11 protein-coding genes are annotated in these 12149 nt (G+C 46.9%); 10 read left to right on the top strand and 1 reads right to left on the bottom strand.

Going from position 1 to position 12149, the window contains the following annotated elements; all coding sequences use genetic code 11:
• Window positions 1–90: 90 nt before the first annotated feature.
• From ACFQZT_RS32910 to ACFQZT_RS32870, 9 genes are all read left to right on the top strand, one after another.
• Window positions 91–351 carry an IreB family regulatory phosphoprotein gene (locus ACFQZT_RS32910; protein ID WP_134753304.1) on the top strand — a complete coding sequence of 87 codons (261 nt, stop codon included), beginning with the start codon at window positions 91–93 and terminating at the stop codon, window positions 349–351.
• Window positions 352–369: 18 nt separating this feature from the next.
• Complete coding sequence (gene ruvX / locus ACFQZT_RS32905; protein WP_379307308.1) at window positions 370–786, top strand: Holliday junction resolvase RuvX; 417 nt, start codon at window positions 370–372, stop codon at window positions 784–786.
• A gap of 6 nt (window positions 787–792) precedes the next feature.
• Window positions 793–1101: a DUF1292 domain-containing protein gene (locus ACFQZT_RS32900; protein ID WP_379307306.1), complete on the top strand. Its 309-nt coding sequence runs from the start codon at window positions 793–795 to the stop codon at window positions 1099–1101.
• The gene (locus ACFQZT_RS32895) at window positions 1098–1394 is read left to right on the top strand and encodes a DUF1292 domain-containing protein (protein WP_379307304.1); all 297 of its coding nucleotides are present in this window, start codon (window positions 1098–1100) and stop codon (window positions 1392–1394) included. The genes ACFQZT_RS32900 and ACFQZT_RS32895 overlap by 4 nt, the downstream gene beginning before the upstream one ends.
• 84 nt (window positions 1395–1478) lie before the next feature.
• Window positions 1479–2576, top strand: a complete 1098-nt coding sequence (gene mltG / locus ACFQZT_RS32890; RefSeq protein ID WP_379307351.1) for an endolytic transglycosylase MltG — start codon at window positions 1479–1481, stop codon at window positions 2574–2576.
• Window positions 2577–2766: 190 nt separating this feature from the next.
• Window positions 2767–3696, top strand: a complete 930-nt coding sequence (locus tag ACFQZT_RS32885; RefSeq protein WP_379307302.1) for a peptidase U32 family protein — start codon at window positions 2767–2769, stop codon at window positions 3694–3696.
• Window positions 3697–3758: 62 nt separating this feature from the next.
• The gene (locus tag ACFQZT_RS32880) at window positions 3759–5042 is read left to right on the top strand and encodes a peptidase U32 family protein (RefSeq protein WP_379307301.1); all 1284 of its coding nucleotides are present in this window, start codon (window positions 3759–3761) and stop codon (window positions 5040–5042) included.
• Window positions 5043–5233: 191 nt separating this feature from the next.
• Window positions 5234–7420, top strand: a complete 2187-nt coding sequence (locus tag ACFQZT_RS32875) for a methyl-accepting chemotaxis protein (RefSeq protein ID WP_379307299.1) — start codon at window positions 5234–5236, stop codon at window positions 7418–7420.
• 143 nt (window positions 7421–7563) lie between these two features.
• Entirely contained in the window at window positions 7564–9381 is a 1818-nt protein-coding gene (locus tag ACFQZT_RS32870; RefSeq protein WP_379307297.1) for a peptidoglycan D,D-transpeptidase FtsI family protein, read from the top strand.
• Here the strand turns inward: ACFQZT_RS32870 and ACFQZT_RS32865 are convergent.
• Window positions 9364–10632 (bottom strand): ATP-binding protein, encoded by a 1269-nt coding sequence (locus ACFQZT_RS32865; protein ID WP_379307295.1) that lies wholly within the window; start codon window positions 10630–10632, stop codon window positions 9364–9366. The two genes, ACFQZT_RS32870 and ACFQZT_RS32865, sit on opposite strands and share 18 nt — an antisense overlap.
• Window positions 10633–10840: 208 nt before the next feature.
• On the opposite strand from ACFQZT_RS32865, the gene ACFQZT_RS32860 reads away from it, so the two are divergent.
• On the top strand, window positions 10841–11665 hold the full coding sequence (locus ACFQZT_RS32860; protein ID WP_379307293.1) for a lipoate--protein ligase family protein: 825 nt from the start codon (window positions 10841–10843) through the stop codon (window positions 11663–11665).
• Window positions 11666–12149: the final 484 nt, after the last annotated feature.

Here is a 12149-nt window from a genome sequence, read left to right as displayed (position 1 = left end):
TTTTTAAACCCATAGAGAATATATCACAGTATACACGTAACATTTTCTATAATTTTACAAAGGTAACAAACGGAAAGTGGGGTGCTCCTGATGAGTTCCATGGATAAAACGATGAAGTTCAACGTCAAGGCTGAAGAAATCGAGACATCGCCGAAAGAAGTGCTATTAGCGGTCTACGACGCTCTTCAGGAAAAGGGGTATAATCCGATTAACCAGATTGTCGGATACTTGCTTTCCGGAGATCCTGCATACATTCCAAGACATAACAACGCACGCAGTCTTATACGCAAGCGCGAGCGGGATGAACTGATCGAGGAGCTTGTGCGTTCTTATCTGGGCCAACACAAATAGAGGGAAAAGAGAACCGGCATGAGATGGATGGGCTTGGATTACGGGGATAAGACAATCGGTGTCGCGCTCAGCGATGAGCTTGGCTGGACCGCTCAAGGGCTTGAAGTCATTCAGCGTCGCAAGCCTGAGAACGACATGGAGCGGTTGGAAGCGATTGTAGGGCAATACGGAGTTACCGAGATTATTGTGGGTTTACCCAAAAATATGAACAATACGATCGGTCCTCGCGGCGAGCTGGCCATCGCATTTTCTCAGGATTTACAGCAAAGACTAAATGTACCTGTGCATTTGTGGGATGAGCGCTTAACGACCGTAGCGGCGACACGGACGCTGCTTGAAGCCGATGTGAGCCGCAAGAAGCGGAAGACGGTTATCGATAAGATGGCCGCGCAGCTCATTCTGCAAGGGTATATGGATGCTAATATGAAGAGGTGAACGAACATGTCCAAAGAAGAATTGCGTGAAGAAGAACCCGAAATTATTTACATCCCGGACGATGAGGGCAACGAAGAAGAGTTCGAGGTCATCATGAAATTCGAAGTGGACGGTTCCGACAAGAAGTACATGATGGTCGTTCCACTCGACGGCGGAGACGAAGAAACGGACGAAGTGTACGCTTTCCGCTATGAGGAAGACGAAGAGGGCGAAGACTTAAAGCTCTTCACGATCGAAGACGAGGAAGAATGGAACATTGTGGAAGAAACGTTCAACACCTTAATGGCTGAATATGATGAGGAAGATGAAGGATGAGTGTTGTGCAAACGGACGTATTGCGGAATGCTTATGGGGATGATATCATTTTGTTTGATGAGCAAAATGAATCTACGGTTTATCATCTTCTGAAGGAGTTCGTATACGGGAATCATACGTATGCCGTTTTGCAATCCGATGCGCTCAAAAAGGAAGACGATGTCGCCATTTTTAGAGTCGTGAAAAATGCGGATGAGCAATATGAGCTGGAAACGATCGAAGATGACGAGGAATGGGAAACCGTGTCTGAGCTCTACGATGAAATGGTGTTTCCGGTAGAGGACGATTTGTAAGAAGTAATCACCCGAGCGGAGCGCATCCGCTCTTTTTTATTTGTTGTAGTTAGTCGGGGGCAAAGGAGGATTTCTGTGAACGAAATGATGGACCACTTGAACGAAGCGGTGAAGCCCAAAAGAAGTAAACGCAAGCTCATTTTGTTAATTATCGGTTTGCTTATGCTCGTGATCATCGGGGCCGTGAGCGGCATTGGCCTATATATTGCAAACGCGCTTCAACCGATGCCTGCCTCTGAGCAGGAAGCACGAGTGTCCGTACCACAAGGAGCGGGCTCTGTTGCGATAGCGAAGGAGCTTGAAGCAAAGGGGCTTATTAAGAACTCATCGATTTTTACTTATTATTTGAAACTAAAAAAACAAGGCTCGCGCTTCCAAGCCGGGGAGTACAGTATGAAGCCGGGTATGACGTTCGATCAAATGATCGAGAAGCTGAACAAAGGCGAAACCGTCAAGGAAGAAGTGATTCGGGTGACGATTCCCGAAGGCTATACGATTCAGCAGATCGCTGACAAACTGGGGGATCAGACGCCTTGGAAAGCAGATGTTTTCTTGCAGCAGGCGGATGTGCCGTCTCAATTTCAAGCCGATGCGCTAGGCGGGCTTCCCGATAATAAAAATATTAAGCACCGCTTGGAAGGTTACCTCTTCCCTGAAACGTATGAGTTCAAGAAGGGTTCGACGGAGCAAGAGTTTATTGAGCGCACGTTGCAGGAACTTGATAAGAAGCTTGCGTCACTTCCGCCGGATTGGAAGGACAAGCTCCAAGCGAGGGGGCTTACCGTACATCAGATGTTAACCATTGCATCGCTCATTGAGCGTGAGGTCGTTGTTGACGAGGAACGGGCACTCGTATCGGGAGTCATTAATAACCGTTTAAAAAAGAATATGCCGCTGCAGATTGACGCGACGGTGCAATATTTATTGGATAAGCCGAAGGAACGGCTACTCGAGAAAGATTTGCAAATCCAAAGTCCTTATAATACGTATCTGAATCCGGGCCTGCCGCCTGGACCTATTGCCAGCCCGAGCTTGGCTTCTATCAAAGCGGCTGTCTACCCGGAGGATACGAAATATTTGTTCTATGTGACGAAGAAAGACGGCTCGAAGGGGCATTTATTTGCGGAAACGTTTGAAGAGCATAAGAAGAATATTGCGGCAAGTAAAAAGGCAGCGAATTAGTGGGGGGAAGTTAGTTTCGGGGTCCCCGCAAAGTAATGTCTAAGCTCTCATCGAAGTAATACAGGAAGCATGACCGCTTTTAATGGTTAGCTTAGACGCCAATCGAGCCAAGCTCGATGTGGTAGGAATTAGCTTCGAAGGGATACTTCACTTTGTGGGGTAAGATATGGATAGAAGGAAGGGTTAGCAAATGAAAAAACCGGAGTTAGTAGTAAGCTGTGGGTCCGCTCAGGAACTTAAGCGTTTGATCAATGCGGGAGCCGATGCGGTTATTGTAGGTGAAGAGCGTTATGGGCTTCGTCTTCCTGGCGAGGTAAAGCCGGATGAGCTGCAGGCTGCTGTATTGTGGGCCCATGAGAGAAACGCGAAAGTTTATGTAGCGGTAAATAATATTTTTGATAATGAAAGCTTAGATGGGCTTTCCAGTTATCTCACTCAGCTCCAACAGTTCGGCGTGGATGCGGTCATTTTCGGCGATCCTGCAGTGCTGATGGCTGCACGGAATTTAGCAGTTCCCTTGAAGCTGCATTGGAACGCTGAAATGACGTCAACTAACTATGCGACCGCAAATTATTGGGGGCAGCAAGGGGCCTCCCGTGTCGTTCTGGCTAGAGAGCTGAATATGGAGCAGGTGCTCGAATTTAAGAAGCATACAGAGCTGGAAGTCGAGGTTCAAGTGCATGGGATCACGAATATTTATCACTCAAAGCGCGAGTTAGTAAAAAATTATATGGAACATCAAGGAAAAGATGCTTCATCGCAAGACCGCTCCATAGAACGCGGGCTGTTTCTTATCGAGCATGAGCGCCGGGATCAGCGTTATCCTGTGTACGAGGACCGCAATGGCACACATATTATGAGTTCGGAAGATTTTTGCATGCTGGAAAACTTGCCGGAGCTGATGGACGGGCATATCGATAGTCTGAAAATTGAAGGGCTCCTAAAGTCCGCCGATTATAATGAGACGGTGGTAAAAAGCTACCGTGCAGTCATCGACGCTTATGCGGCTGATCCCGAAGGTTATACATTTAATCAGGATTGGCTCGATGCGATTGCTAAGCTGCAAGATCCGGATCGGGAATTATCATATGGTTTTTTCTACAAAGAACAAGTGTATTAAGCGGATGCTTACGAAGCCGGTTTTGCTTCGTAAAAACTCTTAGAAAGAAGGTGTTATCCAAGATGACGACAGCAGTAGAAGCAAGAGCGCGAGGCCGTAGAGTACGTTTGGATAAGCCTGAATTGCTGGCTCCCGCCGGCAATTTGGAAAAACTGAAGTTCGCGATTCATTACGGCGCGGATGCGGTATATATTGGCGGACAAAAGTATGGTCTGCGATCGAATGCGGATAACTTCACGCTCGATGAAATGCGCGAAGGTGTAGAGTTCGCTAAGCAATATGGGGCTAAAGTATTCGTGGCGACGAATATTTATGCGCATAACGAAGATATAGACGGATTGGAAGATTATTTGCGCGGCCTTCAAGAGGTTGGCATCTCGGCGATCATTGCGGCAGATCCGATCATCATGCTAACGGCCAGAAGAGTGGCTCCTGAACTCGAAGTGCATCTGAGCACGCAGCAATCCACAATGAATTGGCAAACCGTGAAATTCTGGAAAGAACAAGGCATCGAACGCGTCGTCTTGGCTCGCGAAGTCAGCATGAAAGAAATCGACGAGATTAAGCGGCATGTCGAAGTGGAGATCGAGGCTTTCATCCATGGCGCGATGTGCAGTTCTTACTCGGGACGATGCGTGCTTTCGAATCATTTCACGGATCGCGATTCGAATCGCGGCGGCTGCTCGCAATCGTGCCGCTGGAAATATGATTTGTTTGCCAAAGACCAGCCGCTGTCTTCGCCGCTCGCTACGGATCTGCCATTATTCGGTGAGGATGACGATGCGTTTACGATGGGCTCCAAAGATCTCAGCATGATCGAACATATCCCCGAAATGATCGAGTCCGGCGTGGACAGTTTCAAAATCGAAGGGCGCATGAAGAGCATCCACTATGTGGCGACTGTGGTCAACGCCTACCGTCAGGCGATTGATGCTTATTTTGCTGATCCGGAGCATTATGAATTGAATCCGCTATGGCAAGACGAAATTTTTAAAGCGGCGAACCGCCCTCTGAATACGGGATTCTTCTACGAGGCGCCAGGGCATGAGGATCACATTTTCGAACCGGAGGATAAGGTCGTAGGCTTCGATTTTGTTGGTCTGGTTATGGAATATAACGAAGAAACGGGTATGGCCGTTATTCAGCAGCGGAACCATTTCAAACCAGGTCAAGAGGTTGAATTCTTTGGCCCGAAAGGTACGCATTTTAAGCAAAAGGTCGGTGCGATCTGGAATGAGGAAGGCCTGGAGCTGGATGCGGCAAGACATCCATTGCAATTGATTAGAATCAAGACGGAGCATCCTGTCAATAAGTGGGATATGCTTCGCAAGAAAACAGGTAAATAGTACCATGGAAGCTTTCTCCAGAGTGGGTTATATTGGAGAAAGTTTCTTTTTTTTTGGTTTTTTGCGCGTTAAATAAAGGAAATTGTTAGAAGATGTCGAAATTGTTAAACGCTCGGACTTTGTAACCCTTTTCATTATCGTCCAAAAGTAAGAGTACTTTAGGCAAGTAGAAACTAATGGTGGTGAACGTTATGAAAAATGCACTTCAAAAGCTAACCTCTTCTTTAGTCAAACTAGGTAAAGACTTCATTCATGTCCTGCAAAATGTAAAATGGGGACGTATCGCTCGAGCAGCTGGGCAAACAACAAAAGGCGTGAGCGGATCAGCTCTCAAAGAAATGAGGCAGGTTAAGCTCGAGAATCCAGTGAAGTCGGTTGGGATGAAGCTGTTTTTAATGTTTTTTGTGAGTATTTTATTCTTTGTTCTGACTGTAGGTATGATTTCCTACTCAGTATCAAAAAATGTCATCAAAAACAAAGTAGCCGCATCCAGTCTTCAGACGGTAACGCAAGCAGGGCAGAAGCTCGACTTCCTATATCAAACGTTTGATGAGACTACTCTGCAAATTATGCTGAATAAAGAATTGCAGGATTTGCTGGAGAAACTTCCTAATCTGGACCCATCTTCCTATGAAGCTTTGGATGTTGTGCGTCAACTAACGGACAAATTGAACGTGATTACTTTTTCCAACAAATCAATTAAAACGCTTCATCTCTATAGACCCGATGGTAAATTGATTGTCATTACGGGCAGTGGCGGCAACACTTTATCTGAAAATGCAAGCAGTACGGAGTGGTTCAAAAAGATTGTGGACGGCGGAGGAAAAGTAGCTTGGCTCGACAGCAAAGTTAAAGGGTACTCCAGCAATTCATCGAGCACATTCGCAGTGGGCCGCATGATGAGAAATACGCTGAGCAACTCGACTTCAGCGATTCTCGTGATAGAGTTAGGAAACGAGATATTAAACAAAGAACTGCAAGGCATGACCCTCGGTGACGACAGTAAAGTCGTGATCACAAGCGCTACCAACAAAAATATCGCTACGCTTGAACCGGACCAGTTAGAGAAAGATGCTCAGATCCAGCTTAGCAAAGAACAGCTTGCTCAAGATAACGGCTCGTTTACAACCAAAGATGATCACTTGGTCGCTTATTACAAATCCAACGTATCCGGTTGGAATCTAGTTGGAGACATCCCGGTAAGCTCTCTGGTGAAAGATGCTAAGCAAATTTTTAATTATACGCTTCTTATCGCGCTATTCGCAGCGATTGCTGCTGTCCTGATTGGTTTGTTCGTCGCCAGAATGATCGGGCGTCCGCTCATTAATTTGCGCAATTTGATGCAGCAAGGGGCTAAAGGCAAGCTGACAGTAAGGGCTAATTACACAACGCAGGATGAAATTGGACAACTAGGCGCAAGTTTCGATATGATGATGCAGCAAATTACTTCACTGGTACAGCAAACTAGCGCTTCCGCACAACAAGTGTTTGAAACGGCTACCGAGCTGACGAACTCGTCCAAAGTGACGGCGACCGCTGCAAGAGAAATAGCTGTGGCTACCGACGAAATTTCCAATGGCGCTGCTGGTCTTGCAACAGAATCGGAAAAAGGGAACGAGCTGACTCAGCATATCGGCTTCCAAATGAAGAATGTAATTGAAGCGAACCTTGAGATGGGTACGGCCGCTGCAGATGTTCAAAGCTCGAGTGAACAAGGTACGAAGTACATGACGGAACTCATAGGGAAAACGAATTTAACCGAAGAAATGATCCGCTCCATGGTAGATAAAGTCGATAATTTAAAAGACAGCACAAGGTCGATCCGTAAAATTCTCGATGTGCTGAATAATATGACGAAGCAAACGAATATTTTGTCCCTGAATGCTACGATTGAAGCCGCTCGTGCGGGAGCAGCCGGCAAAGGCTTCATGGTTGTCGCCGATGAGATTCGTAAGCTGGCCGACCAGTCCCGTCAATCGATCGACGTAGTAGGACAAATTACAGAAACGATTCAAAAAGAAATCGATGAAACGGTAAAAGTACTTTCAAACGCGACCCCGATCTTCCAAGAGCAGATTCAGGCCGTGAAGGAAGCCGATACGATTTTCAAACAAGTGACGAGTCACATGGGTGGATTCATTGATCAACTTAGTACGGTGAGCGATTCCATCAGCACGTTGGAGCAGTCTCAAGTCGTTCTCTCGGATGCGATGACGAATGTCAGCGCTGTAGCGGAAGAGTCGCTAGCGACTTCTGAAGAAGTAGCGTCCCTAAGCTCAGAGCAGCTCAGTATTAGCGATGGATTGGTGAAGCTGTCGGATAAGTTGGATCAGCTGTCTAAATCGCTAAATGAAACACTTTCGAAGTTTGAGATTTAGTTATTACATAATTCGCAAGCCTGCCCTTCGTTTGGAGGGTGGGCTTTTTTAGTTTCGCCGAACTGCGAAAAGTTTGTCGATGAACAGGGATGACCATACTGGGAAGAGAAGCAGGAATCGGCTTGCCAGAAGGGGTCAGATAGATGAGAGAGAGTCAATTAACCGCAGCGGAAAAACGGAGAATGTTTATCGTCTTGTTCATCATTATCATCGTGTTTACTTGCATAGCCAGCAAGCTGTTCTGGATCCAGGTAGCTGCATCGGAAAGCTACTCTTCCAGGGGCGTCAATCTTGTCAAAAATTCAGTTCTCCAGAGGCAGAAGGCTCTCGTATTGGATAGCGGCCGAGGCGAGATCCTGGATCGGCATATGCAGCCAATAACAGGAGGCACGGTCAAAGCGCTGGTCGCCTTTCCAATTAGCAAGTCATTCAAAGTAAAGCGTCAGTTAATCGATCAGCTTGCGCGTATTTTAAAGACGAGTCCGGAAGCGTGGCTCGCTTTTTCCAGCGGTTTGAAAGATCCCGGCGTTTGGGGGACGAATGAAGGTGGGAAACCGGTGCCGCTCAGCACGCAGCAAGAGGAGCAGATTAACGCGCTTCAGCTGCCTAATGTAAAAGTCGTTGAAATCGAGGAACGCTATCCGATAGGGATGACTGCGCGTCAATTGATCGGATTTATCGGGCAAAATCCGGATCGCGTGATGCAAGTCTACAGCGCTGAATTAGAGCGTGGGAAACTATCACTTACGAGCAAAATTGGCGGCTCCGGTTTGGAAAAAACATTTGATTTCTGGCTCCGCGGGATTGGGGAGACTTCCATTTCCTATTTTACGGATGCTGGAAAAAAACCTTTGCCCGGATTGGATGCTCGAATGATCACTCCGGATAATACCTTCTACCCAGTGAAGCTAGTCACGACATTGGACTTAACTGTGCAGCAGAAAATTGAAATGTTGATGGACAAACTCCAAATACGGGAAGGAGCTGCTGTTGTTCAAGATGCGGGACAAGGAGACATCGTAGCCATGGCGAGCCGTCCCAATTTCAACCCCCTGCAAGTGAATCTCAGCAGCGGCAGTTGGAGCAACTTTGCCTTGAAAGCAACGGCTCCCGGGTCGATTTTCAAGACGGTAGTTGCGGCTGCGGCGCTTGATGAAAAGGCTGTCGACCTCAAAGAAACGTTTGATTGCGAAGGAACCTTGGGGAAATATGGGTTTACGTGTTGGCGAAAGGATGGTCACGGTCCTTTGACATTGGAAGAGGGTTATGCGCAGTCTTGTAATATCGTGTTTGCAAAAGTGATGCAGCGGCTAACTTCCGCACAATTGGAAAATTACGCACACAAGCTTGGCGTGCTGAATGAGGTTGGATGGTCGGGGACAACGGATACCAAAGAAGTGTTACACCAATTGGATTCTGAGGACAACGGACAACTGTTTGCGGCGCATACCCCGCACGATGACGAAGGGGTCTTAATGCAAACGGCCATTGGTCAAAGAGATGTGATGATGACGCCTTTGCAAGCATCCAATATGATTGTGACGCTGCTGCATGATGGAAAAGGTTATTCGCCTAGAGTTGTAAGTGAAATTCGATATCGGACTGATCGTGTGATGGAGGCATTTCCGGTTAAGAAAATGGATAATGGGGGAAAAAGCGTATCTGCGGCAACAAGCCGCAAATTGTTAAGCTGGATGCAGGAGGTCGTTACGGTTGGCACCGGCCAAGGTTTGAAAGGGGCAACGTGGAAGCTTGCGGGCAAATCGGGTACGGCTCAAATGAAGAACGGAAAGCAGGAGAAAGTGAACCAGTGGTTCATCGGCTATGGCCCTGTCCAATCACCCCAGTACGCGGTTTCCGTTGTCATTAAGAATATGGATCCGCTCGAAAGTAACAAGGCCATTCCGCTATTTAAGGGGATTATGGATATTTTGGCGGAGGCATCAAGCAGCAGGCAATGAGATGGTGAAGCAAGTTCCTTTGCCTGGTTGGCTTGTCACTTTAATACCGCCTCCGAACGTTTTGATGATCCGATAGGAAACCATCATGCCGAGACCCGTACCTTTATGTTTCGTCGAATAAAAAGGTGTGCCAAGGCGATCGATTTGTTCGGGAGTCATTCCCACGCCATTGTCCTTAATTTCGATGATAACCTGGGAGCTGCGTTTGTAACCGATAATTTGCAAGGTGCCTCCGCTGGGCATCGCTTCGATCCCATTCTTCGTCAGATTCACAAGGCACTGAATCAATTTTTCGCTATTCGCTCTAACAACCAGCGATGGCTCCATATCGATTGAGATTTGAACGCCGCGCATAGAGCCATAGGGATTAATAAGGTTGCTTAGTTTTAAAGAAAGTGTGGACACGTCCAGTTCTTCCAGCTTTTCCGCTTGAGGTTTGGCAAAAGAGAGGTAATCGCTAATAATGCTTTGCGCGCGATCGATTTCTTCAATCACCATCGTCGTGTAGATGCGTTTCTTCTCTTCAGTGACATCGGATTGGCTCAAAATTTGCATAAAACCACGAGCTACCGTCATGGGATTGCGAATTTCGTGAGCGACGGATGCAGCTAATTCACTCAACACATTGAGTTTTTCGGAGCGCTGAACTTCTTGACGCATCGCAATATTTTCGCGAATTCTTTCGATTAAGTAAGTCAGCAGCCACATGGTTAATATGTGAATGATGCAGAATAATCCGCCTAACAATAAAAAGCTGGCATTGATAGATTGATCTGTTTCTATGCGGTATACCAATGTAATGCAGAAGGTTGCAATTGCGCTGACGAAGGCAAGAAGACTTGGAAACATAACTTTCGGCGTCCGGTGCTTCCAGTTGCTAAGCGCAATAAAGGCAAGGATGAAGGGAACAAGGAGTGCGGTGAGTGTGACGATCCAGATGAATTCCGGGCCACCCAAATAATAGCGATACGCGATAATGACAACAGAAACGAAAAGCCCGGATCGTATGCCGCCGTATAAGAAAGCCGCCAGCAATGGGACGATGCGTAAATCGTAATCGCTGCCTGCTATTGTGAAGAAGGGAGTCGACATACAAAAGATTGCAGCTAAAGCACAGATGATGCCGATAAACGTCCGTCCCCAATAATTAAAATTGATGGAAACGGGGCGGTCGAGCCAAAAAATATGATATAGCAAGATGGGCACGGTTAAAACCAGTACATTGAGCAGCAAGTCGTCAATTGCGTTCAAAAGTCTCGCCTACTTATCGAAATTTGGTTATATTTGTACTATTTCGACATAAATATTGAAAATCCTTCGAATTGTTTCCAAAATTTTGTTGGTTTTTGACATGTTCTGATGGGGCGTATGCCGGGAGTCCCGTTTGGTTGCGCAAAATGGTTCGCATCGCTTACAATGCTAAAGAATGATGCTAAACATTTGCAGGAGTCGTTTAACCATGAATAATTTTCATTTGCCTTCGGACATGGTCATCCTAGATCGATCAAAAGAAGAGGAATATAGAGAGATATTATATGCTTTTGCGTTGGAGGAGCTCCTTTGCCGGTCAATTGGAAAAGGAATGCCGCCGATTCTGCATATTTGGAGGCATCCGCGTGCTTTTGTCATGGGTCTTCGGGACAGCCGCCTTCCTCTTGCCGCGCAAGCAGAACGCTGGTTACGTGATCAAGGCTATGACACGGCCGTGCGTAACTCCGGGGGAGCGGCTGTTCCTTTAGATCCCGGCGTTGTGAACGTGTCGCTACTGCTCCCCAAAGCCGCGGGGGATATGGAGCACCGCAAAGATTTTGAGCTTATGGTAGGTTTAATTCGCGATGTGATGATTAAAATGACGAATCGCATTGACCAGGGCGAAGTAGTCGGCTCGTTCTGTCCGGGGGAATTCGATTTGAGTGTAGACGGTCGCAAATTTTGCGGTATCGCTCAACGCAGACAGCAGCATGCGATCTCGGTACAAGCCTTCATCATCGTTGAAGGAGCCGGGGAGGAAAAAGCAGCAAGTGCGAGAGAGTTCTATGAACGGGCGGCGGGTTCGGCGGACCCTGGCGACTATCCGTTAGTTGCGCCGGGCAGTATGGCGAGTTTGGCAGAGTGCTTGAATATGCAGCTTACGGCTGAAAATTTTACGGCGAATATACTTGAGGTAATGGGAAGCAGATACATTCAAACAGCAGAGCCCATGCAAATCGCAGAGTACCCCGATGATGAACAAATTCGCGGCATGATAGAGCTGCTTCGGCAGCGTTATGCCATTAAGGGGTAAACTGACGGAAACTAACTACCCTTTTGGCGTTTTGTAAAATGGTACATAAGCGGCAGCATGTGTTTCCCTTATGCTCCTCTCCTGTCCCGCTTATGCATGGCTCGGAGAAAATAGGAACAAGAAGCCCGATGGGCGTTGAATTCGGACGATTGATGTAGCGCTGTTAGGCTTCTGTCAATCATTTTTCCGGGAGTTAGGAATCTAACACGGAATCGTCGTGTGTCAATTATGGCGTTGTTTGAAAGGATATCAAACACTTTTCTGTGATTTTCTGATTTAAAGTCCCTTAGTGCACTATTAAAGAACAAAATGACGCTAATAATTGGGAAAGTTGATCTGCGACGTGGTTAAAGAATAAAAGTCCATAAACAGCGAACAAAGTTCGTTGATTATGGACTTTTGTACGTTCGGAGTGTGGAATGAGGTAGCGTCAAGAAGTTTGTGTATTTAGGTCTGGGTATCCATCGGAACGATGGATACGATT

It is taken from the genome of Paenibacillus sp. GCM10027628, from assembly GCF_042676385.1.
In the GTDB taxonomy this organism is placed as follows: Bacteria; Bacillota; Bacilli; order Paenibacillales; family NBRC-103111; genus Paenibacillus_E.
Note: the sequence above shows the minus strand (reverse complement) of the source record. Positions and strands in the feature narration are given on the sequence as shown.

Excerpts from the sequence above, each read along its gene's own strand:
- ACFQZT_RS32910 (WP_134753304.1), top strand. The coding sequence starts at position 91 with ATGAGTTCCATGGATAAAACGATGAAGTTCAACGTCAAGGCTGAAGAA.
- ruvX (WP_379307308.1), top strand. The coding sequence starts at position 370 with ATGAGATGGATGGGCTTGGATTACGGGGATAAGACAATCGGTGTCGCG.
- ACFQZT_RS32900 (WP_379307306.1), top strand. The coding sequence starts at position 793 with ATGTCCAAAGAAGAATTGCGTGAAGAAGAACCCGAAATTATTTACATC.
- ACFQZT_RS32895 (WP_379307304.1), top strand. The coding sequence starts at position 1,098 with ATGAGTGTTGTGCAAACGGACGTATTGCGGAATGCTTATGGGGATGAT.
- mltG (WP_379307351.1), top strand. The coding sequence starts at position 1,479 with ATGATGGACCACTTGAACGAAGCGGTGAAGCCCAAAAGAAGTAAACGC.
- ACFQZT_RS32885 (WP_379307302.1), top strand. The coding sequence starts at position 2,767 with ATGAAAAAACCGGAGTTAGTAGTAAGCTGTGGGTCCGCTCAGGAACTT.
- ACFQZT_RS32880 (WP_379307301.1), top strand. The coding sequence starts at position 3,759 with ATGACGACAGCAGTAGAAGCAAGAGCGCGAGGCCGTAGAGTACGTTTG.
- ACFQZT_RS32875 (WP_379307299.1), top strand. The coding sequence starts at position 5,234 with ATGAAAAATGCACTTCAAAAGCTAACCTCTTCTTTAGTCAAACTAGGT.
- ACFQZT_RS32870 (WP_379307297.1), top strand. The coding sequence starts at position 7,564 with ATGAGAGAGAGTCAATTAACCGCAGCGGAAAAACGGAGAATGTTTATC.
- ACFQZT_RS32860 (WP_379307293.1), top strand. The coding sequence starts at position 10,841 with ATGAATAATTTTCATTTGCCTTCGGACATGGTCATCCTAGATCGATCA.